The 22,907-nt window shown below is 37.8% G+C and carries 21 protein-coding genes; all 21 read left to right on the top strand.

Annotated features, from left to right (window positions below; genetic code table 11):
* The first annotated feature begins 10 nt into the window (after positions 1-10).
* Complete coding sequence (locus AA0017_RS15095; RefSeq protein ID WP_413375715.1) at positions 11-1,825, top strand: ThiF family adenylyltransferase; 1,815 nt, start codon at positions 11-13, stop codon at positions 1,823-1,825.
* The gene (locus tag AA0017_RS15090) at positions 1,822-2,298 is read left to right on the top strand and encodes a Mov34/MPN/PAD-1 family protein (RefSeq protein WP_413375713.1); all 477 of its coding nucleotides are present in this window, start codon (positions 1,822-1,824) and stop codon (positions 2,296-2,298) included. The genes AA0017_RS15095 and AA0017_RS15090 overlap by 4 nt, the downstream gene beginning before the upstream one ends.
* On the top strand, positions 2,295-3,410 hold the full coding sequence (locus AA0017_RS15085) for an SAVED domain-containing protein (protein ID WP_413375711.1): 1,116 nt from the start codon (positions 2,295-2,297) through the stop codon (positions 3,408-3,410). The genes AA0017_RS15090 and AA0017_RS15085 overlap by 4 nt, the downstream gene beginning before the upstream one ends.
* 259 nt (positions 3,411-3,669) lie before the next feature.
* Positions 3,670-3,975, top strand: a complete 306-nt coding sequence (locus AA0017_RS15080) for a response regulator transcription factor (protein WP_413375709.1) — start codon at positions 3,670-3,672, stop codon at positions 3,973-3,975.
* Between the two features lie 26 nt (positions 3,976-4,001).
* A complete protein-coding gene (locus tag AA0017_RS15075; RefSeq protein ID WP_413375707.1) occupies positions 4,002-4,349 on the top strand; it encodes a winged helix-turn-helix domain-containing protein in 348 nt (115 codons plus the stop codon).
* Between the two features lie 95 nt (positions 4,350-4,444).
* Positions 4,445-5,359: an ATP-binding cassette domain-containing protein gene (locus AA0017_RS15070; protein ID WP_413375705.1), complete on the top strand. Its 915-nt coding sequence runs from the start codon at positions 4,445-4,447 to the stop codon at positions 5,357-5,359.
* Positions 5,356-6,105 carry an ABC transporter permease gene (locus tag AA0017_RS15065; protein ID WP_413375704.1) on the top strand — a complete coding sequence of 250 codons (750 nt, stop codon included), beginning with the start codon at positions 5,356-5,358 and terminating at the stop codon, positions 6,103-6,105. The genes AA0017_RS15070 and AA0017_RS15065 overlap by 4 nt, the downstream gene beginning before the upstream one ends.
* A 20-nt stretch (positions 6,106-6,125) precedes the next feature.
* Positions 6,126-7,034 carry a sensor histidine kinase gene (locus AA0017_RS15060; RefSeq protein ID WP_413375702.1) on the top strand — a complete coding sequence of 303 codons (909 nt, stop codon included), beginning with the start codon at positions 6,126-6,128 and terminating at the stop codon, positions 7,032-7,034.
* Positions 7,035-7,310: 276 nt separating this feature from the next.
* On the top strand, positions 7,311-8,312 hold the full coding sequence (locus AA0017_RS15055; RefSeq protein ID WP_413375701.1) for a tRNA dihydrouridine synthase: 1,002 nt from the start codon (positions 7,311-7,313) through the stop codon (positions 8,310-8,312).
* 343 nt (positions 8,313-8,655) lie between these two features.
* On the top strand, positions 8,656-8,925 hold the full coding sequence (locus AA0017_RS15050; protein WP_413375699.1) for a hypothetical protein: 270 nt from the start codon (positions 8,656-8,658) through the stop codon (positions 8,923-8,925).
* Positions 8,926-9,309: 384 nt separating this feature from the next.
* Positions 9,310-11,886, top strand: coding sequence for an McrB family protein (locus AA0017_RS15045; protein WP_413375697.1), 2,577 nt, complete (start codon positions 9,310-9,312; stop codon positions 11,884-11,886).
* Positions 11,855-14,317, top strand: coding sequence for a DUF2357 domain-containing protein (locus AA0017_RS15040; RefSeq protein WP_413375695.1), 2,463 nt, complete (start codon positions 11,855-11,857; stop codon positions 14,315-14,317). Before AA0017_RS15045 ends, AA0017_RS15040 begins: the two co-directional genes overlap by 32 nt.
* 68 nt (positions 14,318-14,385) lie before the next feature.
* Positions 14,386-15,459 carry an endonuclease NucS domain-containing protein gene (locus AA0017_RS15035; RefSeq protein ID WP_413375692.1) on the top strand — a complete coding sequence of 358 codons (1,074 nt, stop codon included), beginning with the start codon at positions 14,386-14,388 and terminating at the stop codon, positions 15,457-15,459.
* A 56-nt stretch (positions 15,460-15,515) separates the two neighbouring features.
* Complete coding sequence (locus tag AA0017_RS15030) at positions 15,516-15,752, top strand: hypothetical protein (RefSeq protein ID WP_413375690.1); 237 nt, start codon at positions 15,516-15,518, stop codon at positions 15,750-15,752.
* 45 nt (positions 15,753-15,797) lie between these two features.
* Positions 15,798-16,304: a DUF4652 domain-containing protein gene (locus tag AA0017_RS15025; protein WP_413375688.1), complete on the top strand. Its 507-nt coding sequence runs from the start codon at positions 15,798-15,800 to the stop codon at positions 16,302-16,304.
* Between the two features lie 793 nt (positions 16,305-17,097).
* Positions 17,098-17,676, top strand: coding sequence for a plasmid pRiA4b ORF-3 family protein (locus tag AA0017_RS15020; RefSeq protein WP_413375686.1), 579 nt, complete (start codon positions 17,098-17,100; stop codon positions 17,674-17,676).
* A gap of 359 nt (positions 17,677-18,035) precedes the next feature.
* Positions 18,036-19,088: a ring-opening amidohydrolase gene (locus AA0017_RS15015; RefSeq protein ID WP_413375684.1), complete on the top strand. Its 1,053-nt coding sequence runs from the start codon at positions 18,036-18,038 to the stop codon at positions 19,086-19,088.
* A complete protein-coding gene (locus AA0017_RS15010) occupies positions 19,085-20,086 on the top strand; it encodes an amidohydrolase family protein (RefSeq protein ID WP_413375682.1) in 1,002 nt (333 codons plus the stop codon). Before AA0017_RS15015 ends, AA0017_RS15010 begins: the two co-directional genes overlap by 4 nt.
* 30 nt (positions 20,087-20,116) lie before the next feature.
* Positions 20,117-20,950, top strand: a complete 834-nt coding sequence (locus tag AA0017_RS15005; protein ID WP_413375680.1) for an ABC transporter permease — start codon at positions 20,117-20,119, stop codon at positions 20,948-20,950.
* A gap of 1 nt (position 20,951) precedes the next feature.
* Positions 20,952-21,746: an ABC transporter ATP-binding protein gene (locus AA0017_RS15000; protein ID WP_003323433.1), complete on the top strand. Its 795-nt coding sequence runs from the start codon at positions 20,952-20,954 to the stop codon at positions 21,744-21,746.
* A 25-nt stretch (positions 21,747-21,771) separates the two neighbouring features.
* Positions 21,772-22,821: an ABC transporter substrate-binding protein gene (locus AA0017_RS14995; protein ID WP_413375677.1), complete on the top strand. Its 1,050-nt coding sequence runs from the start codon at positions 21,772-21,774 to the stop codon at positions 22,819-22,821.
* Positions 22,822-22,907 lie beyond the last annotated feature (86 nt).

Genomic DNA, 22,907 nt, shown 5'->3' with positions numbered 1-22,907 from the left:
GGTGTGTTTTATGTCAGATGATTTTACGATTGAAAGCTTGGAATTGGACGAGCTGTTTACCGAAGTAAATGCAGTAGATGTATACCAAGTAAAAAGTGAGCGTAGTCAGTTTCTTCATGCATTTGAGGGGAAGATAAGTGTGGCGGAAGAGCAATTCACGATTCAGCTTGCTCTTCCTCCTCTTTTTCCTTTGAAAAAACCAATGTACTTCCTGAAAAATTGTCAAGAAGCTGGATTCATTCCTCATATAGAACCAGACGGATTTATCTGCTATTCGCATGAAGAAGGATTACTGCTCGACAGGAACAATCCGAAGGGGATTATACATGAATCGTTTCAACGTGTGAAAAGAACGCTTGAGGAAGGCGTTCTTAAGTTGAATTTAGAGGACTTCTTGTTGGAGTTTGAAGCACTGTGGTCAAGGCAGAAAGGGATTGGCCTTGTGGATGCTATCATCACTCCCGAAGAAAGCTTCAAAAAGATATTGATTTTTAACGATGAGAAGCGAGGAAAATCCATTTTATTGGATAGTATTAATAAAAGCACCGTTCAATATCTGAACTATTTATATAGCAGTAGCAATGTGTTAGATGAGTTTAATAAGAGAAATGGAATTTATATTCCTTTGAGAAAGTCTCCCGCCTTGAAACCACCCGCATTTTGGGAGACATGGGATATCAGGGATTATCGTCAGCTTATTAACAACAACATTACAGCTTCAACCAAGAGAAGGCTGAATCAATATTTAAAAAGGAAGTTCATACAAAAGGGGAATGAAGAGTATATCATACTTGGAATCCCTATTTCCAAGGGGCAAAGAGCTTTTATAGGCTTAAAGCTTTCTGATTTCCGTGTAGACCAGGAAAAAGGAAAGAAATTTCCTTTTCTTCATCCTTTGAAGAAAAACCAGGCTGCATTTGAAATAACTCCACTGTATATCAAACGACATGATAAGGAGTATTTGTTGAATAGAACCCAGGGTCATAACAGAATCTCTGATAAGAAAGTGACGGTTGTTGGGCTTGGTTCATTGGGAAGTAGGATATGCTTTGAATTAGCACGTGCGGGTGTTGAAAAGTTCACTTTGATCGACAACGATGCTTTGGATATCGATAATGTTTATCGGCATGAACTAGGAATAAGTGATGTTTATTTTAAAGGCACCGAAAGATATTATCATTTTCCTAAGACAGAGGCGATGAAAAGAGCAATGAAGAATAAATTCCCATTCATTGAGATTAAATATGAGACCTCTGATATTTTGGACATCATTCATGAAGAACCAGGACTACTACTTGAATCTGATCTAGTCATCATCGCTCTAGGCTCTCCTACGGAAGAGTTATACGTAAATGAAATGATGCGACAGATGTATGGGGCGCCACCTATCCTTTTCACATGGCTTGACCCTCTTGGTTTAGGAGGGCATGCCTTATCGATGAAAAAAGAGGCAACAGGTTGCTTTCAGTGTTTGTTTACGCAACCGGATACCCCTAGTCGATTAATTGCTAACCAGGCGTCATTTGCCGCTCCTGGTCAAAACTTCCGAAAATCGTTAGCAGGCTGTCAATCTGTTTTCACTCCGTACGGTTCAATCGACGCCCTTGAGACAGCAGTTATGGCAACTAGGTTGGCTTTAAGGGTTTTGACAGGTGAGGAAAAGGGCAGTCCGCTTATGTCATGGAAGGGGGATTCCACGGAACTCCTCAGTCAAGGATATCAGTTAAGTCAGAGGTATGGATTTTCTTCTGAGGTATTATTTGATACGCGTTATCTATATAAGAATGAAAATTGTGTGATATGTCAGGTGGGTGAAACATCATGATTTTCTCCTTAGGTCCAACCTCAAGGTTAAAGATAAACGATGATGTTTTAGAAAAGTTTCGTACCTATCGTCAACTAGAAAACTGTGACACGGAAGCAGGCGGAGTTTTAATGGGAAGATTCATAGAAGGCTCTGATGATATCATCATTGATTTAATTACCGAACCATCAAAAATAGACAAGCGTGAAAGGTGCTTCTTTAAAAAGCATTTGGAAACCCACCAGGAACTCGTGGATAAGATTTGGGAAGAAAGTGATGGTACCTGTAATTATGTGGGAGAATGGCACACTCATCCAGAGCAACACCCTTCCCCTTCATTTCATGATAGAAGGGAGTGGAAAAAAGTGTTGAAAAAGACGCAGTGTGAATCATCATTTCTATTTTTCATTATTGTCGGTACTACATCAGTCGGAGCGTGGATGGGGAATCGGAAGAATGCAAAAATAAAAAAGTTAGAGGTGTGGAACCCATGAGCAGGGACCCTTTTAAATTATCTACTGCAGAAGACCGTTCTTTATGGATAAGTTCAGGTGGATTGTGTGCAAGATGTAAGACAGCCTTAATTCTGGATGATGTTGATGCAAAAGTAAATATTGGAGAGAGAGCTCACATTATTGGGAAGGCAAAGGGGAAAGGAAAGAAGGGTGGACCAAGAAGAGAATTTGCTGATGATTTCGGTATAACGGATGAGAATATAGATTCTCTTGAGAACCTGATGCTGATGTGCAGTCCGTGTCACCATATCATTGATACCAATGATAAAGCATACTCCCCTCAAGATTTGTTTGAAATGAAAAAAAAACATGAAGGCTGGGTAAGTGAACAGCTTTCCAAAAAAAATAAGGCGATCGTGGTGGTTCATAAGCGAAAGAACCTCATGCCTGTCGATTCAATCCTTTTATCGAAGGAAACGAACTGTTTATTGTTGGATGCGGTTTCTTTACAAGAGGAATTCGCTGATTTCACGGAAGAAGGTTGGAGTGCTGCTAAGAAAGAAAATGAGGATTTCTTCCGTAAAGTGGTGAATTCAAAGAGGGAAAATGAAGGTGCCTATCTTTTTGTTTTTCCATTGTCTCCGATTCCGTTGTTAATTCATTTGGGAAGTCTGATATCAGATACAACGGCCGCTGTCGTTCATCAATTTGATAGGGACACACAAATGTGGTGTCATGAAAATGTAAACCCTGATAAAAATGTCGTGCTACCAGAAGTAAAGGTTTCGAAAGAAGTTTATGATAAGTTGGTGGTCAGGGTACAAGTGAGCGGAACGATTCATGAACGGGATATAACAGATGCGGTAGAGGTCCAATTCCAAAGCTTGGTTATCAAAATTGATGGGCCTAAATTAAATGCTGTTTTATATGAGGATGATGTTGAAGTTCTAAAAAATGTGTTTCGCAAAGAAGTATATCGATTACAAAATGAAAATCAATATTCAGAAATTCACTTGTTCTATTTCGGACCAGCAGGGTTGGCTGTAGAACTTGGTCGCTGCATTAACCAAAACATGTTGCCACCAGTTCACCTGTATGAATATAATAACAGGTCTACTGAGGCAAAATATCAAAGAGCTATTACTATTTAAAGAACTCTTAGGAGCTACATTGGAAAAGAGAACAAACGAGTATTTTCAGAAAGGGGCTGACTGTAATTCAGTGCCTTTCTTTTGGTTCGCCAGTTATGCGCAGTATCTATAGGGTTTATATTGATTGCCTGTCACCGCCCGAAAAGGTACTATCCAGCCAATCCTGCCCTTCCACCAACCCACCCGAAACGATATAATTACCAATAAACAATAAAATTTCCTACAAAACGAAAATATCATCCAAAGACAGGTGATCAATTTGAATAAAAGCAAACGCGTTCTAATTATCGAAGACGATCCAGAAATCAGCAAACTCCTAAGCCTGATCATAACCAAATCAGATAATACTCCGACAGTAGCTTACTCCGGTACTGAAGGGCTGTTACAGCTGCAAAGTAATACATATGATTTAATTTTATTGGACTTAATGTTACCGGGGATAAATGGAGAAGAATTATTAAAACTCGTTAGGAAAGAGAGTACGATTCCGATTATTGTCATTTCAGCTAGGGTGAATATAGATGATAAAGTACAGGTGTTAAAAATGGGGCAGATGATTATATAACTAAGCCCTTTAATCAAAAAGAGGTCATGGCTAGAGTTGAAGTTCAATTACGAAAGGCAAGTGTTCAGCCAACGCGAACTGGCGAGAAAGTATGGCGAGGACTGAAAATCAATTCAGAAAAACGCTCGATATTTTTAGAAGACAACGAGCTACGCTTAACGATTGCAGAATTTGATATTCTTTGCTTATTTGTTAGTCATCCGGAGCGTGCTTTTTCGAAAAGAGAGATTTATGAAAGAGTCTGGAAAGGGACCTACTATGGTGATGACAACACGATTAGTGTTCATGTATCAAATCTTCGCAAAAAAATAGCCGAAATCACTTCTGAAGAGTATATAAAGACGATTTGGGGAGTAGGCTTCATGCTCGTCTAATTTCTTTATGATTTCTTTATGTTTTGTTTAAGGGATTTTAAAGATAGCTAAGCTAAACTAAATGTATCAAGAAATTTAGCGAAGGAGTTTACAAGATGAATCCCATTATTCAAACGTATCAATTGACGAAAGTTTTTAAGCATGAAGAAGTGATAAAACCTCTAGATTTCTCAATAAGGAAGGGAGAAATCTGTGCCTTAATTGGTAAGAATGGTGCTGGTAAATCGACGATCTTTAAAATGCTTGCCGGACAAATCATGCCAACAGCTGGAGACATTCATTTATTTGGAAAATCAGGCAAGGAAACGGCTCAAGCCAAAAAAAGAATGGGTTTTATGATAGAGTCACCTGAGTTTTTCCCGGATTTTACTGCGACTCAAAATCTAGAGTATTTTCGAATTCAACGAGGTGTCGTTGAAAAAGCACGCATTAACGAGGTTTTGCAACTTGTTGGTTTAGCGAATCAACAGAAGAAACGGTTTAAAGACTACTCAATGGGAATGAAGCAGCGATTAGGTATCGCACTTTGTCTGCTCAGTAATCCAGATTGTTTAGTGTTAGATGAGCCGATTAATGGGCTAGATGCTGAAGGGATTATCGAGATTCGTAAGTTATTATTAAAGCTCAATCAAGAAAAACAAATAACGATTTTAGTTTCTAGCCATATTTTAACGGAATTACAATTAGTAGCGACACGGTTTGTCTTTATCAAGAATGGTGTAATTGTCGATGATTTAAGTAAAGAGGCTTTAGGCGAAAAAAGTAAAAAACAAATCGAACTTAAAGTCGATCATACGGCAAAAGCAGCCCAATTGTTAGAACGAGCCTATCCAGGTATTCAGTATCAGATCCTGCCTAATCAGATCATAACGATTCAAAGTCACATAGAAGAAGGCGGCGAAATCAATCGTTTCTTAATCAAGAATGGAGTACTAGTAAGGGAGTTTCGTATGAAAGCTCTAAATTTAGAAGAGTACTTCTTAGGGTTAGTAGGAGGCGATGAAAAATGATTAATTATTTGAAAAGCGAAAATTATCGCTTGTTACGCAAAAAAGGTCTTTATCTTACGAGTATCATTTGTTTATTGTTAATTGTCGCAGCAGCTTTTGGTTTGCACTATTTTCAACAGTACGACCCGAATTTCCCTTATGGAACTAGTCTATTCTTTTATGCGAATGTAATTACTAGTGGAATACTGATTATGATTGTAGGCTTTCTCTTTAATTTGGCTCTCACTGGGAAGGATAGGTCTCTTATTAAACAACCTGTATCCTTTGGTATCTCTCGCAACACGATCTTTTGGTCAAAGTTAGTCCTAACTTTAAGTTATTTTGTGTTGCTATGTGTGGTTGGTCTCCTTTTGGTAATTGGATTAGGAGAAGGTCTTCTCATTAGCGAGGAACAATCAATCAAAAATTTCGTGGTAGCTAGTTTAAATATGGGGCCAATTGTCCTTAGTGGTTTTATGATGATTCATGTCTTGAAAATGCTGAAGGTCGGTGACGTGTATATCATTATCGTATTGTTTTTCCTTTTTATCTTATCTGGTGATTTGTTACGGTGGCTGCTTGGCTCGGTTTCGGGGTTAAATGAGTTATATAAATACGCACCAAGTACACTATTAAACGATAACTTGATGAGTTTTATGAATCAAACCGCTCAATTCGATTATCTGTTTTGGGTTACGGGTATGGTGATTTCATTAATACTTTTGCCGATAGGGGCGAATAGATTTGCTAAACAACCTATTGATTGATGAAGAAGGGATGAGAGGAAGTGAGTAACTGGTTGATCATCATTATTTTGGCGTTCCTCCTAATGGTAAGTATCGGGATGCTTTTGCTTATACATTTTGATATTAAAAGGATGACGCACCAATTAGACGAAATCATTAAAAATTTCGGTACAAATGAATTGGTTCGGACAAATACACATAATAAAAGCCTAATCCGATTTATTACGAAAATCAACCAGCTCATTCATTTATTTAAGCAAGATCAGCAACACACGCAAAAGAGAGAGAAAGAACTAAAGCAAGAAATCACCAATATCTCTCATGATTTACGAACGCCTTTAACATCGATTAAAGGCTTTTCGGAATTGTTAACGGATCCGTCTTTAACAAAAGAAGAAAAGGAAGAATTTCTAGCTATTGTTCAAAAGAAAATCGACCATCTTACCATGATGGTCGATTCATTCTATGAGCTCTCACAGCTTGACTCTTCCGATAAGAAATTCCTCATGCAACAGCAGTTTTTGGATCAGATTGTCGTAGAAGCTTTGCTCATGTTCTATGAAGATTTTGAGAAAAGTCAGTTAAATATACAGGTGGATGAAGTTTCTGTGTCTTCTATTATGGCTGACAAAAAAGCAACCAATCGAATCGTGGCAAACATAATTCAAAATGCGCTACGGTATGCGAAAAGCTATGTAACAATTACCTTTATTGAAGAAGATGGATATATCGGGTTAAGGGTAGTAAATGATGTGGAGGAGTTTGATCATGCGGAACTCAATCGAATTTTTGATCGAACATTTAGAATGGACACGAGTCGAACGGGTGGGCAGCTTGGATTAGGGCTACATATTGTCCAACAGTTGATCGACAAACAAGAGGGGAAAGTAGCTGTTGATGTGCATGAAAATGAATTTAGGATGGACGTATCGTTTAAGAAATGGGATTAAGTCAGCATGGATCCTCTATTATTAAAGTTGAAAGAAAAAAACGTAAATCTATAGAAAGCTTATGGGTGAATGTCATCACATTTTTACTCTCAGTTTTGGGAATTGAAAAATGTACCAAAAGAAGAAACACTTCTGCTTTTTACAATACCTTTCTCATGAATTATAATTGTTAATTATAATATTTGATAACAAGTTATAAACCATGGTATAAGTGTAAAAGAGCACCACTATTTTACCTTATAATTTTAATACGTTAGTTTGACGTTATATTCATAAATGAGAGGATTTGAGTTTGAATTGAGCGATAATTTTTGGCGGGATTTACCACGGCCTTTTTTTGTACTTGCACCAATGGAGGATGTGACGGATGTTGTTTTTCGCCATGTTGTGAGTAAAGCTGGTAGACCTGATGTGTTTTTTACAGAGTTTGCAAACACGGAGAGCTTTTGTCACCCAGAGGGGAGCCAAAGTGTGCGTGGGCGTTTGACTTTTACGGAAGATGAACAGCCAATGGTTGCCCATATATGGGGCGATAAGCCTGAATATTTTCGGCAAATGAGTATTGGGATGGCGGAACTTGGGTTTAGAGGTATTGATATCAATATGGGCTGTCCTGTCCCTAATGTGGCATCTAAAGGGAAGGGTAGCGGTTTGATCCTCCGTCCAGAAGTCGCTGCAGATATCATACAAGCAGCGAAAGCGGGAGGATTGCCTGTAAGTGTAAAGACAAGGCTTGGATTTACGGAGGTAGACGAGTGGCGCGATTGGCTCACACATATATTGAAACAAGACATTGCTAATCTTTCTATTCATCTGCGTACAAGAAAAGAAATGAGCCAAGTAGATGCTCATTGGGAACTGATTCCGGAAATCAAGGAACTTCGTGATCGTGTGGCACCAGAAACATTATTGACGATCAATGGCGATATTCTTGACCGTGAAGCGGGTTTGAAGCTCGTCAATGAATATGGTGTGGATGGGGTGATGATCGGGCGTGGTATTTTTCAAAATCCATTTGCTTTTGAAAAGGAGCCGAAAGACCATAGTAGTGAGGAATTGCTTGATCTGTTAAGATTACATCTTGATCTCTATGATAAATATTCAAAAGATTTAGAGCTACGGCCATTTACAGCTCTTCATCGCTTTTTTAAGATCTATGTTAAAGGGTTTCGAGGGGCAAGTGCATTAAGAAATCAATTGATGAGCACAAAGTCAACAGATGAAGTGCGTACATTACTCGATAACTTTTGGGAAGATCTTGAAGGTCAGGAACAGTAGAATGATGTCATTACTTTCAAAAAGGTAGAGATTATATTAAGCAGTAAATTGGCTGGCATGGGTGTGGACCTATTCCAGCTAGTTTTTGTTTTATGCGTTTAGTTGGAAAAGTTTCAATGAATGTCAAGTTAGAATGGGTTTTGTTCAAGTAGGTAAGTTCCACTGCTCATAAAGTATGGGCTATAGTGGTTTCTATTATGCTCTTACCTTATGAAGTAATTCGCGGATAATTTCTTGGTGTAGAGAATGGTGTTACATTCCTTTAACCTTTGACGATGTCTTTGTTCTCAATTAATCAAAATGTTATTATTAAGAGAAAAGGATCATAATGGTGGTGATAACTATGGCAAAAATCTTTTCTTCCGAAGAGCTAATGAAGTATATCTCTAATATGAATAGTGAAAATTCTGTATTTCAGTTTTCTATTCCTGGAAAAGGGAAGTTTACCCTTGTTCTTCAAGAAGATGATGAACAATCCATAAAAGCTGAAGCTGAAAAAAATCCTGAACTCAAACGTATGTTAAAGGAAAGCATGGAGCAGTACGAAAATGGAAAAGGCATGAATACGACAGAGTTATTAAGGTCGCTATCCAAAAAGGACTTTATAAGCTAATAGATAAGGATGTTGTTACTTTAGCCGTCCTTTTCCCAGGTGAAAACTAAATAGACAACACATGTGTCCATATACTTAAATGTTGATATGGTCTTTTTTTATGAATTTTCTGATGAAATGAAAGTGAGGGGTTGTGGAGTATTACGGTTAAACAAATGGGACTAAAACTAAAAGGCATAATTAAGATTTATTATGTTAAAACGTTGGAATAGGGAAAATTAAAAGAGCTTATGAGATCTCTGTCTCCTTAAAGGTGGCAGGGATTTTTAGTATCTATAGAAGCTGGAAGAATAAAATGAATATTTTAGATAATTAATCCTATTACATAAGAATCAATTCGTATAAAATAAAAGTAATACAAATGATTACAAGGAATGGTTACTTATGTTAACTGGATTATTGAATGCGTTAGTTGAAAAAACGAAAAACTTTAAACTTATTGATTCCGAGCGGATTATAAATTTGGAACAAAAAAACAAAGAACACCTATCTTTCCAATTATATGATAAGGAAATCGTTATACCGCTAACCTTAATTAAACAAGAATTCAATCGTTTTTTCGAGAGTAGAGTTTATCGAGTGGGACAAGTTAATACGGAGCCAAAAAGCTTGATAATTGCTAGTTTGTTTGCCCAGTTTCCTTTTGTAATGGTGAGTAAAAAGAATGACACTCTTACAGTGAAGTTATTAGAGTTCAAAACAGATGATTTACCGTCTGAACAAATAAGAAAAGTAATCGTATTTTTAGATGAAGTAGTTAGTGGTAAGTATGTACCAGCAAATTTAAGTAAAGAGCTAAGGGACGATCCTCAGCTGTATCGAATTAAATCGAGGGCTAGGCAAGACCTTAGAATGCTTGGATTTCTAGATAACACTCATCAAGAAAAAGATGAATTAATATTAAATTATAGCCAGGCATCAGATAAAAGTCTTTACATGCAAAAGATTATATTAGATAACAGTTTTTTTAGAATGGCAATGGATACTTTGCTTTTATTAGAAGATGAAGAGCCACGAGCTAAAAAGAGAGTTTTAATTGAGCTGGCAATGAAACTTGTTAAAAACTCTAGAGGTGAAAATTATCTGGTTGAATCTCTTGGAGTTGAACGAGTAACAAACCTTTTAAATTGGCTTCAACATTATGAACTAGTTGATGAAAATTTCCAGCCGGAAAATAAATATGGGCAAGTTGAGGGGCAAATAGATATGACTACTACAAATCTGCGCGTTACGTTTGAATCCATATTTAAGGAATACATAAAAGCAAGAAACGAAAAACTGTCTGCGGCACATCCGATGAGTCAATTAATTACAAGAAATCTAGTTGATGAAATCAAGACTTTGCCATTTATTAATGATGGATACTTAGTGAAAGCTTCGGTAGGTATGGGGAAATGGACGCATAATCCATGGTTAGCACTCATGAATAAAGAGATTACAGAGACGACACAGAGTGGGTATTATATTGTTTATTTATTCCATGAGGAAATGAAAAGACTGTATTTAACCTTTGGACAAGGGATAAAAGAAACTAAACCTGAAAGAATGGCTGAGGTCAAAGAGAAGTTTCGGGAACGAATTGAGATGGAGCCGAAAGTGAAAACGAATGATGAAATTATTTTAGGAGAAGCTCAAAGAGGGAAAGGCTATGCCAAATCCACAGCTGCCTATATTGAATACTCAGCAGATGCATTACCGCCTGAAGAGGTTTTAGTATCGGATTTAGAAAAAATGATTGGCTATTATGAGCAATATATTGAAATAGAAGAAGGAAGACCAAGGAATGAGAATACGCAATCAAATTATCAACAGGAATCTATACAAGAAGAGAGAGAAATTATAAGAGAAGAGATGGTAGATATTGAGATTCCTGAAGTAGTTGACCATATTCATTCTTACATAACTAGTAAGGGATTTTATTATGAGAAAGAAGAAGTGACGAATCTTTTCTTGTCCTTGAAAGCTAAGCCTTTTGTTATTTTATCAGGCATATTAGGAACTGGTAAAACAATGATGGTTCGTTGGTTTGCTGAAAGTGTTGGAGCGGATGAGGAAAACGGCCGTTTTACGTTAATTCCGGTGAGGCCAGATTGGAGTGACGGTTCTGACTTACTTGGCTATGTTGATATAAAAGGAGATTTTAATATCGGTCCTCTTACAAAGGTCCTTATGCGAGCTATGGATGACCCTACTAACTCCTATTTTGTTTTACTTGATGAGATGAACTTAGCTAGGGTTGAGCATTATTTTAGTGATTTATTAAGTGTGATGGAAAGTAAGAAATGGAAGGATGGTCAGCAAATTACGTCTAAAGTATTGCCGTTTGACGTAGAAGGGAAAGAGGTTTATATCCCTTCCAATCTGTATCTAATCGGGACGGTCAATATGGATGAAACGACTTATCCTTTTAGTAAAAAAGTTTTGGATCGAGCGAACACAATTGAATTCAACCGAGTTAAGCTGGACAATCTATCTTTTTTAATGGAGCAAGAAGAGAAATCGGCTGTTATTTTACATAATGATAAGTTTAAATCACAGTATTTAACGTTAAAGGACTTGTATCAGTCAATGCCACAGTTAGTGGAGGAAGTAACTCGATTTTTAGTGAAAGTCAATGAGGTCTTACAGGTGAACGGGTCTCATGTTGGTTATCGTGTACGTGATGAAATTTGTTTTTATGTTGCATATAGCCAATCTTACAATCTTTTATCAATGAATGAAGCAATTGATAATTGTTTGTTACAGAAGATTTTACCGAGACTGGCTGGTAGTGATAGTCGGATAAAGGGTGTGTTACAAGGATTATATAAGGTATTTACGAATAAAGTAATTGCAGAGGCTGCTGATATAGTAACGGAAGATATCCAAGATGCTAAATATCCAAAAAGCACTGAAAAAATAGCAGATATGCTAAGGAGGTTAGAAGACGATGGTTTCACTTCCTTCTGGATCAGTCAATAAGGAAGTTGAACTTGTTCTTATTGAAACAAATTATCTCTCTTTAGTGATTAAAGGAAAACCTTTTCACCAGCGTTATGAAGGGTTAAAGCAATACCGGACGATGGATTTTCATGATGAGATGGAATTTGACGTTTTTGGTGAAGCTGTAGGGGTTGTGAAGGTTTTTGATGTAGAAAAACAAAGCTTACAACCCTATTCAAAACAGCGGCCTATCTTTTTTGAGAACAGTAGTTATCAACTTATTATCTCTCCAAAGGGAAAGCCGAACTTAACCTTTTATCATGAACATTTAAGTTTACGAAACTCAATTAGTCGTGTTGAGATTGGTGGAAATTATCTGTTAATGGGAACTCTTAATTTTCGAAGTGAAGTAGGTCTTTCAACTTTCGAAATCCGTTCTGATGAAACAGTTATCTTAACAGTGACGATGGAAGTTTATCCTTCTAAGTTAGATTATAAAAGGGATTATAAGCAATTAATTGATGAGGTCAATGATGAGATTTACAATTTATCTTATCATTTTCTAAAGAAGACGTATTTAGGGGCTCAAATCAAACTGGATGGACGGCCATCATTAGCCGAATTCTTCCGATTAATGACCTTTCACTTTGAATCATACGTGAAGGCCATTGAGAGAATTGAAAAACAACCACATCATAAGCTTGAAAAGTCCTATAAAAAAGTGAGAGCGGACAAAATTAAACGATTAGATAGCTCAGGAAGAAGTTATTTTAGAAAGAATCCTTCAATTTTTGTACCGAGTGAAAAAGGGATAGAGCTTAAGAATCAAACGATCATTCCGCTAAAAGGATTAAATGCACAAAAGCATGTCATTTATGATACTGCAGAGAACCGTACTATTAAATGGATGACGAATTGTTTAATTGAAAAGTTAGATGGTTTGTTAAGTAAGTTGAAGTCATATGGCTGGAGGCAAGTCGATAGAAACGAACATCTTGAGAATGAAATAGAAGGAATGACAAAGGTTTTAAGGACAAAATTAACAAACAATTTTTGGCGAGCCATTAAGGGAGCTACTCAGCAAAATATAAGTCTTGTGATGCAAATGGCACCAGGTTATAGGGATGCTTTTCAAATCTATTTGACTGTATCAAAAGGGTTAGCTTTACAAGGGAAGCTTTATCAAATGTCCGTGAAGGATGTTGCGGAACTGTATGAGTATTGGACCTTTCTAAAAATGGGGCAAATTCTTACCAGTAAATATAAACAAGTAAATCAAGATATTATAAAAGTGAATCGGGATGGATTATTTATTAATTTAGATACGAAACAGTCGGCTAAAAGGATATTTGAGCACCCTTATACAAAAGAAAGAATCACATTAACGTATCAAAAGACAGAGCGAAATCCAACGACTACACAAAAGCCTGATACTTTATTAACTATCGAAAAAAAAGGAAAAGATTATCAATTTAATTATATTTTTGATGCGAAATACCGCGTTGATTTTGCTTTAGAGGAGAGTTATTACCAGCGCCGTTATCAGTCTCCAGGACCATTAGAAGAGGATATCAATACAATGCATCGTTATCGAGATTCTATTGTCGCCAGAACGAATGGGCCGTATGAACGAACAGCTTTTGGTGCCTATGTTTTATTTCCATTCGGTTCAGAAGATGCTTATACGGAGCATCCTTTTTATAAAAGCATCAATGAAGTTAACATTGGTGGGTTACCCTTTTTGCCATCTGCTACAAGCTTAGTGGAACAGCTGATTCATCATCTAATTGAAAAAAGTCCTGAAGAAATCCAAGAAAAAGGGGTATTGCCTATTGGCACAAAGGATGAATGGAGAGCAGCGGTAGAAGAGTCAGTGTTAGTAGGCGTTGTTTCAACGGAGGAACACTATGTGTATTGTAAGCAAAATGTTAGTTTGATAATACCGATGAATCAATTAAGAAAGTCATGGCAGCAATCCAAATATCTAGCTTTGTATGTTAGCCAAACAGCTAATAGAGAAAATGGAGTCGTATGTTACGGTTTAATAAGCGATGTGAACGTTATACAAAACGAAGTAAGGTTTGTGGTCGATTCCTGGATTAATTTAAAACAAGTCATAAAACCAGTGAACTATGGCATAGCGGGAAGTATGATAACCACTCTATCACAACTTAAAGAAGCAACAGAGCTCCCGGAATTATTTATGAAAACAAAAGAAGAAACACTCGTTTGGAGAATGTTAAGAAGAGTATCTGATCGAATAAAAGTGGAGTTGGATTCAAACGAACTAGACAGAGCTAATTCGATCGAAGCATTCCACTTTAAAGATATTACGGTTGAAGTTTTAAAGGAAGAGAACAGACTATGCTTTAAAAAGGATAAACATCATAAAGAAATAGCTTTAAGTGAGTTACAGGAAACACCTTCGAAAGTGTTTAGGTTAATGGTTGATTTTATGGAATTAGGATAAGAAAAGCAGAGACGAGTTTTTGTAAAAAAGGGTTTAAATTAAAATAACTTGTACTTGGAGGGGATTTAATGCCGATTGAAGTAGGAGTCTGGAAGATTAATGACGGTATTAAAAAAGTATCATTTTCAGCTATTGAATCAGAAAGGAAACTGGAAGATATTTTAGTTAAAGATCTCTCGATTATTTCTGAAGATTTATTACTTATTGGGAGGCAAATACAAACCGACTTCGGGAAGTTTATTGATATGCTGGCGATGGATGAGGAAGGCAATCTCCATATTATTGAGTTAAAGAAAGAGCGAACCCCAAGGGAAGTAGTGGCGCAAACTCTTGATTATGCCTCCTGGGTACAAAACTTATCCTTTGAGAGAATATTAGACATTTATGAAGACAAGAATAAAGAGCATTTAGAAAAAGCATTTGCCCAAAAATTTGAGCAATCACTTCCTGAAAAATTAAATGAATCACATCAAATGGTGATCATATCCTCTTATTTAGATAGCGAGACGGAAAGGATTATTAACTATCTCTCTACTAATTTTGATGTACCGATTAATGCTGTATTCTTTCGATATTTTGAAGAAGAAGGCCAGCAATTTATTACGAGAAGCTGGTTATTAGACCCTCACAATGTTGAGCAGAAATCAAGCAATAAAGAAGTAAAACAGAAGAAAGAGAAATGGAATAAGCAGGACTTTGTTGTTAATTTTTTAGATGCTGGAACGAAAAGAAGTTGGAAAGATGCCGTAAAATATGGATTTGTTTCTGCAGGTGGCGGAAAATGGTATTCACGAACCTTACATTCGTTATTTGTGGGAGCAAGAGTTTTTTGTATGATGCCAGCTGTTGGGTACATAGGAATTGGGAAAGTTATTGAAACCGCTCAACCGATAAAAGAGGTAACGTTCGATGTTGATGGGATTGAAAAAAGAATGGAAGAATTAGAGCTTCACGGTCCTGATATTTTGTACGATAAAGAGGATTTAGATAATTGTGAGTACGTAGTAAAAGTGGAATGGATCAAAACAGTACCAATAGAAAAGGCATTTAAAGAAAAAGGATTAAAGGCTAATCAGAACACGGCGTTTAAGTTAAATAGTCAGTACACTATTGATAAAGTATCAGAGTTTTTTGGATTGTAGAGATTTTAGTTTTTAATATCTTAGTAGAGATTAAATTAAAGAAAAGAGGCAGAGTTATGGCACTTATCAGACAAAATGAAATGAAAAAAATATCAAAAGTGAGAAATCGAATTCATGATGAGGTAACATGGTCTTATTCTACTTTCAATGATGGACGTAAGAAATACTTACAGATTGATACGTATGGTACTAAAACGAGAGAATTTAAAGGAAGTGTTAGCCAATCGATTCAGTTTGATAAAGAAACGGCAGAAGAGTTAATTGTGATGTTACAAAAGGAGTTTGGTCTTTAAGTAGAGAGTACCTAGTTATGCTTTTCACAGAAGGAGCTGAATAAAATGTATGAATTACATTACGATGAAACGGAACAAGTCATTTTTCAAGTAGACCCAAATGGGAAGAAAACCATAATAGCGAATGATTCACCTTCAAAACCTCTTTTTTCAAAAGAGAAGACAAAAGCTATTTATATTACTCCTCTAGAATGGGAATGTACGGGAAACCTTTATTTATATGATTTAAAAACAGGACATGAGGTAACTTTATTTAAGGCAGAGGGGGATGAGCAAGTTCCTAAATATGCTTCTTGGTTGGACGATGATAATGTACTAGCCATTATTGGTTATGGCATGGGGACAGTCTGTGTAGGTGGAAATGTCTATTCGATTAATATTCATTCCATGGAAAAAGAGCAATTAACGGATTATCCTAATGAAATTCAAATTACACGCTTTACAGTAGAGGATGATACATTGAATTTAGAAGGGATTAAATATATTGATGATGAATTAAATCAATTTGTCCCTTATCAAGAAAAAATAGATTTGCCAAAACGAGTGAGGTAAGCGAGGAGAAGTTGTGATAAAACCATAATTTCTTCTAGTACTAAGTGTTTCTGTCCTATTTACTCCAGTTTCAATGTTAGAGACGAGATGTAAACAACTGTAGCTTATAATAAAAGAAAAGAGCGGGATGAGATATGAAGTGGCAAGAACTTAGAGACTTATTTTCTGAACCGTTTGTGCCGTGCTCTTAAAAAAATTATGAAAACTATCGATGAGTAATGGAAAAAAAGAATCTTGTTGCATAATCATGTATCCTTAAAAAACTGGTCGGTGCGAACCGGAAGCTCTCATAAAATCCCTGGGAGATTCGCACTGTTTAAGTAGTTTAACAAAAACGCTTATATGACGCAGTTTAATAGTTAAATATAGATAGAAATTAACTATTTTGAGTGTCTTTTTTAGAATGATTAACGTTTAACTGCAGAGGTTCGCACTTAAAGGTGTTTGAAGTGTTGATGTATATAGCTTCAAAAACTCCGCTGTCGCACTCTATATGGGTGCGTGGATTGAAATCCAATCCAACCGAATAATGTCCCCAAACCAAGTGTCGCACTCTATATGGGTGCGTGGATTGAAATCATCGATGCCGTTGTTAGGTGCTCCACGGTCTGGGGGGCACACTCCGTATGCGTACCTGGATTAACTCCGTACGGCAATGTCTATAATATTAAAGCCCCTCAAGCCACACGTATATTGCTGCGTCAATGTAAAGTAAAAAAAACGTACATTATAAATGATGAAGATACGGCAAGGCTTCACCACCTGAGGGGTTCATAACAAGGAGGATTGAAGGATGAGTGAAAAAAGAACCTACTATCAAGTGAAGATTACGTTACAAGATATTGAACCTCCAATTTGGAGAAGATTAATGATTCCAAACGGCATTACTTTTTTTAAGTTTCATAAGATAATTCAAGCTGCTTTTGATTGGCAAGATTATCATTTGTTTTTATTCGAATTTCCGGATTACCTCATTAAACACCCTGACCCTGATATTCCGCTACATAAAGTGGAAAAGGAGCCAAAAAGGGTAAAAATTGATTCTGTTTTTAATGAGCATAAACGTTTTTTATATGAGTATGACTTTGGTGATTCATGGAGACATGACATTGTAATTGAAGGTACTGTTACAATAGATGATGACGAAATCAACTACCCTATATGTATGGCTGGTGCTAGAAATCGTCCACCTGAAGATGTGGGAGGGGTTGGTGGATATGAAGGGTTTTTAGAGATTATCAATGAGGAAACTCACCCTGAATATGACGATATGTTGTTATGGGCTGAAAAAGATACAGGTGGTCGGAAGTTTGATCCAGATTATTTTTATAAAAATGAAGTAAATCGGAAGCTTAAAAGAATCAAGTGTTAGTAAGTAATATCTTTTACATACAATGAAAATAATTCCCTATAATTGAATGTGCCTGCCCCCGATTACTGTACAGCATAACATATCGGGGTCAGGCATTATTATTTAGAGTTTAACTTAATCGTTCAAACCCCCAAGCACCTGTCGAATCCTGCATGTGCTTTTTGTCTTGTTTTGAATCTTGTTCGAGAGAAAATATAACGAGAGTGTGGATGGGATCTGACTATGGGCGATAAAATTAGCGAAAGTAACTAAAAAGATTTCGTTTTTATTGTGAATAAACAACAATTACTCATGCTTTTCTGAATGCTAAGATTAAATTAACTTAAAAACACGAAATATTCAGAAAAGGGGTTTGTCGAATGAACTATCAATTAATTCGCTGTGATATGGAGCATCCTGGTGATGTTTCAGCTTTAGAAAAATTGTTAAATGAGGAACGAGTTCAAGCAGAGGATATTAAAGCGATTATTGCTCAGACGGAAGGAGATGGATATTCGAGAGGGTATGCTACGTTGGCTTTTCAGATTCTGTTATCAGAAAGGTTGAACATTAGTCAACAAGAGGTATTTGATACGATTCCGATGATGATGATTGGAAAAACGGGTGGTTTGATGACTCCGCATTATACGCTTTTTATTAAAAAGGAAAAGGGAGAATCCAACCAAACAGGAGCAGAAAAACGGTTTGCATTTGGGGTCGCTTCAACGCCGGTTTTAAAAAAGGATGAAATTGGGACGCTAACCCAGCTCGATTTAGTAACAGAAGCGGTACAAAAGGCGATGTTAGAAGCGGGGATTGAATCGTTGGATGATGTGAAATGTGTTGAGGTGAAGGCTCCATGGGGCGTAGGGGGGACACTTTCAAAAGCAGCTTCGGCATTAGGGGCAGCTGTTGCCTTACAAGAAGTAAGTCGAGAAGACATTAGAGAAGACAGTCTCAATCAAGATCATTCTCTCTACTCGAACAAAACGTCTGTATCTGCTGGTCAAGAGCAAGTGGCGGCAAGAGTGATTGTCATGGGGAACTCGAAAGCGTCTGAAAGTGATTTGTATATTGGAGCCGGTGTGATGGAGGATGGGTTGGATTTAAAGGGTATGCAGGCTGCGTTTCAAGATGCGGGACTTAAAACAGATTCTTTTTTAACGGGTGATCAACAGGAGCAAGTCGTGAATGTTTTTGTCAATGCTGGGGCTGATGCGATTCAAACGGTTCGTGGTAAACGGCATACGATTCATACAGACGCCCTAGCCATGCATGCCGGTATCGTTGCTAAAGCGGTAGCGAATGCTGTTGTCGGCAGTTATGTTGGGGAAACCCGTATTTTATGCTCGGCTGGTTCAGAGCATCAAGGACCTCAAGGAGCCAACTTAATTGCCCCAGTTGTACGGGTTATGGAAGGGGGACGCTCATGAACTATTCGGGCTGGAAAAACTATCATGCACATATCGATAAAGGGTTTTTAATCCCACCAAATTCGTATCAAGACGAACCGGCACCGATTAGGGCGGAATGGACGAGAAATGCGAAAGTTCTGTTGTCTAAAGAAGAAATTAAAGTAGCGGCTTCATTAGCCCTTGAAAAAATGCATAAGTACGGTACGACGTATGTGAGGACGCATGTAGATGTCGATCCATTATTTGAATTACGAGCAGTCGAGGCACTTCTTGAAGTCCAGCAAGAATGGAAAGACAGGTTGGTCCTTGATCTCGTTGCTTTTAATCAAGAAGGCTTTGAGCGCTTTCCAGAGACAGAAGTTCTTCTTCGTGAAGCCATCAAGATGGGGGTGAATGGGGTTGGCGGCCATACGAGTATGGACCAAGATGGAAAAGAACATATCGATAAAATCATCGGTATTGCGGAGGAAGGAAACCTTGACTGGATTGAATTCCATACAGATGAAACCGGAAGAGCGGATGATTTTAACCTTCCCTATTTAGCCAAGGTTACAACGGAAAGAGAATTAAAAAATAAAGTGACGGCGATTCATTGTTGCTCACTCGCAAATGTGGATGACAAGGTGGCGCTCGATACGATTGAAGCGGTAGCGAAATCAGGAATGACCATTACGACATGCCCAACGGCGATTGCGACACGCTCTCTAACTAGAGTGAAAGAATTAGCGAAAGCAGGGGTGCCGATTCAACTTGGTTCCGATAATCTAAGAGATTATTTTAACCCACTAGGAAGTGGAAATATGCTTCAATATGGACAACTTCTCGCGTATGTTTCCCGTTTTTACGAGTTAAAGGAAATTGAGCAAATCATTAGTTGGTTGAATGCTGAGCCAGAGAATAAACGAGTCAAGCAACAATTAAGTCAATTGGCCATCCATCTATCCTATCCATTAAAAACGAATACCGACTTACTAGCTGAGGCACCAGCACCGCAACTGATTGAGGCCGTTCGTTAAGAATGAAATGAAATGTAAGGAGGAATAACCATGCAGTCAACAAAAGTGAAAATGGCAAATATGAGTCAAGCGGATACGATGATTAAAAAAAGGAAGGTTGAAATTCCACAATTTCTTTGGTCGGTGCTGACCTTAATCGGACTAGGGCTTTTATGGCAAGTTCTAACGGTGTTAATGGATATCCCAAGCTATATTCTCCCTTCGCCGCTTGAGATCATTAGCAAATTTATAAGTGATTTTAGTCTCATTTTCAGTCACTCCCTTACAACTCTCTCAGAAGTACTTTTAGGGTTTGGATTAAGTTTACTAGTCGGGGTTCCGCTGGCGATTTCGATTGTATACTCCCGTTATTTAGCGTCTTCTTTTTATCCAATTATTATTGCGATTCAATGTATTCCGATGGTCTCGGTTGCTCCTATTCTTGTGATCTGGTTTGGGTACGGTTTGGCGACAAAGGTGCTTCTCGCGAGTTTAATTTCCTTTTTCCCGATTGTGATTAATTCGGTTGTTGGCTTCCGTTCCCTTGATTCGGACATGCATGACCTTGGTCGCTCGATTGGGATTTCGGAATGGAAAATTTTTTACTACTTACGACTTCCAAACGCGTTGCCTCATCTTTTTGGTGGCTTCAAGGTCGGGATTACGTTAGCCGTAGTTGGAGCCATTGTCGGTGAGTTTGTCGCGTCAGAAAGAGGGCTTGGCTATTTACAATTAACGGCCAATAATCGTTTAGATACGGTGATGGTTTTTGCGACATTGTTTGCTTTAGCACTTCTAGGGATGATGTTATTTTTTGCAGTACATCTTGTAGAGCGGTTCGTGATGCCTTGGTATAACGCGACAAAAGCGGAAGGGAGCAAATAAGATGACGACGAAATTGGAACTGAATAATGTCGGAAAAATTTTCAATACAAAATCGGGTGACGTTCAAGCATTAAAAAATATTTATCTCTCGATCGAACCAGGGGAGTTCTTATCGGTTGTTGGTCCAAGTGGGTGCGGGAAAAGTACGATTATGAGAATCATTGCTGGTCTAGAGAAACCATCTAGCGGAGAGGTCGTTATAAACGAGACTCCTTTGAAAAAAATAGCGGAAGGTTCAGCGGTTGTGTTTCAAAAAGACGTTCTGCTCGCGTGGCGGACGATTTTAGAAAATGTATTGTTTCCTTTGGAAGTGAAGGGCATTACTTGGTTTCATCGTGAAAACCACCAAACCAATCGTTCGAAGGCTTTGGAATTATTAGAATCGGTTGGGTTAAAAGGCTTTGAAGATAAATACCCACATGAACTATCAGGTGGCATGAGGCAACGAGTCTCGATTTGTCGGGCTTTAATTCAAGATCCAAAACTATTATTAATGGATGAACCATTTGGTGCGCTAGATGCGTTAACGAGAGAACAGATGATGTATGACCTTTTAAAGTTATCGAATAAGTTTGGTTTTACGACGGTCTTTATTACCCACAGTATTGAAGAAGCGATTTTCTTGTCAGATAAAGTGGTCGTCATGTCAGGGCGACCGGGAACGATATTGAAGGAGATTCCGATTCGATTAAACCGTCCACGTAATGCTCAAGCGAGAAGGCAACCGGCGTTTGATGAGCATGTACAAGAAGTACGAACGATCTTTAAATCACAAGGGATTTTAGCTGAGGCCTAATTCAAAAATAATAGGAGGTACTGATATGGTGAAGTTCTTGAAAATGATGATGCTGGCTATTCTTTTTACGGTTGTGTTAGTGGCGTGCGGGGATTCAGAGTCGGCGACAACGGAATCGGATGGAGAGCTCGAGGCTGAATCAACAATAGACGGCATTGGGGCACCGGAGACGACAGATGTTACGTTACGATTAAATTGGAAGTTTAAAGGAGAGTTTGCCCCGTTATTTGTCACGAAGGAGAAAGGTTTTTTTGAAGAGTACGGTTTAAATGTTGAGGTATTAGAGGGAAATGGGTCGGCATCGGTTATGCAAGCTGTTGCTCAAGGACAGGAAGAGTTTGGGATTACATCGACCGTTGAACCGGCTCAAGGATTAGTCGAAGGAATGCCGATTAAAATGATTGCTTCCTATATGAGCCGTTCCCCCTTTTTAATTGTGTCACACCCTGATTCGCCTGTTGAGACACCGAAGGATTTGGAGGGCAAGAGTATCTCGATTTCGATTTCATCTACTTTAACGAATGTTTTTCCAAACTTTCTGCAGAGCAATGGAGTGGATGAATCCAAAGTAAAATCATTACCAGTCGAAACATCGGCGAGAAATAGTTTGTTTTTAAATAAAGATGTTGAAGCAGTCGCTATTTTCTCAACCAATGAGTACCCCGTTTTTGAACAGCAAATGGGTGTTGAGTTAACGCCGCTTTATTTAGCCGATTACGGGTTTGATTTAGCGAGTCTGACGATTATTGGCAACGATAAGTTTATGGAAGAAAACCCTAATACCGTGAAACGTTTTCTAGCCGCTTTAAATAAAGGGTTTGAATACACATTTGAAAACACGCAAGAAGCAGCCGAAATTTCTGCAGAGCTTTTCCCAGAGGCAACCGATGTGGAGACCGCGAAAGGACAAATTGAAAGGTTAGAGGAAATCGCTTTATTTGATGGGGTTCCTTATGGGTGGATGTCGCCAGAAAACATGGAACAAACGCTTGATATTTTAGAAGAAAGTGACTTGATTTCAGAACGTTATGAGCTTGAAAGATACTTTACGAATGAGTTTTTGCCTCAAGACTAACGGAGAGTATGGAAGTCAGTCGCTCTATTTAAAACGGTTGACTGCTAAAAAGTGAGGAATTCGGAAGCGACTGAAAGGGTATCATT

Source organism: Alkalihalobacillus phoenicis, assembly GCF_047302405.1.
Lineage (GTDB): Bacteria > Bacillota > Bacilli > Bacillales > Bacillaceae_D > Alkalihalobacillus.
Note: the sequence above shows the minus strand (reverse complement) of the source record. Positions and strands in the feature narration are given on the sequence as shown.

Excerpts from the sequence above, each read along its gene's own strand:
- AA0017_RS15040 (WP_413375695.1), top strand. The coding sequence starts at position 11,855 with ATGGTTTCACTTCCTTCTGGATCAGTCAATAAGGAAGTTGAACTTGTT.
- AA0017_RS15050 (WP_413375699.1), top strand. The coding sequence starts at position 8,656 with ATGGCAAAAATCTTTTCTTCCGAAGAGCTAATGAAGTATATCTCTAAT.
- AA0017_RS15010 (WP_413375682.1), top strand. The coding sequence starts at position 19,085 with ATGAACTATTCGGGCTGGAAAAACTATCATGCACATATCGATAAAGGG.
- AA0017_RS15020 (WP_413375686.1), top strand. The coding sequence starts at position 17,098 with ATGAGTGAAAAAAGAACCTACTATCAAGTGAAGATTACGTTACAAGAT.
- AA0017_RS15095 (WP_413375715.1), top strand. The coding sequence starts at position 11 with ATGTCAGATGATTTTACGATTGAAAGCTTGGAATTGGACGAGCTGTTT.
- AA0017_RS15065 (WP_413375704.1), top strand. The coding sequence starts at position 5,356 with ATGATTAATTATTTGAAAAGCGAAAATTATCGCTTGTTACGCAAAAAA.
- AA0017_RS14995 (WP_413375677.1), top strand. The coding sequence starts at position 21,772 with ATGGTGAAGTTCTTGAAAATGATGATGCTGGCTATTCTTTTTACGGTT.
- AA0017_RS15000 (WP_003323433.1), top strand. The coding sequence starts at position 20,952 with ATGACGACGAAATTGGAACTGAATAATGTCGGAAAAATTTTCAATACA.
- AA0017_RS15030 (WP_413375690.1), top strand. The coding sequence starts at position 15,516 with ATGGCACTTATCAGACAAAATGAAATGAAAAAAATATCAAAAGTGAGA.
- AA0017_RS15045 (WP_413375697.1), top strand. The coding sequence starts at position 9,310 with ATGTTAACTGGATTATTGAATGCGTTAGTTGAAAAAACGAAAAACTTT.
- AA0017_RS15035 (WP_413375692.1), top strand. The coding sequence starts at position 14,386 with ATGCCGATTGAAGTAGGAGTCTGGAAGATTAATGACGGTATTAAAAAA.
- AA0017_RS15055 (WP_413375701.1), top strand. The coding sequence starts at position 7,311 with ATGAGAGGATTTGAGTTTGAATTGAGCGATAATTTTTGGCGGGATTTA.
- AA0017_RS15025 (WP_413375688.1), top strand. The coding sequence starts at position 15,798 with ATGTATGAATTACATTACGATGAAACGGAACAAGTCATTTTTCAAGTA.
- AA0017_RS15015 (WP_413375684.1), top strand. The coding sequence starts at position 18,036 with ATGAACTATCAATTAATTCGCTGTGATATGGAGCATCCTGGTGATGTT.
- AA0017_RS15085 (WP_413375711.1), top strand. The coding sequence starts at position 2,295 with ATGAGCAGGGACCCTTTTAAATTATCTACTGCAGAAGACCGTTCTTTA.
- AA0017_RS15005 (WP_413375680.1), top strand. The coding sequence starts at position 20,117 with ATGCAGTCAACAAAAGTGAAAATGGCAAATATGAGTCAAGCGGATACG.
- AA0017_RS15090 (WP_413375713.1), top strand. The coding sequence starts at position 1,822 with ATGATTTTCTCCTTAGGTCCAACCTCAAGGTTAAAGATAAACGATGAT.
- AA0017_RS15075 (WP_413375707.1), top strand. The coding sequence starts at position 4,002 with ATGGCTAGAGTTGAAGTTCAATTACGAAAGGCAAGTGTTCAGCCAACG.
- AA0017_RS15070 (WP_413375705.1), top strand. The coding sequence starts at position 4,445 with ATGAATCCCATTATTCAAACGTATCAATTGACGAAAGTTTTTAAGCAT.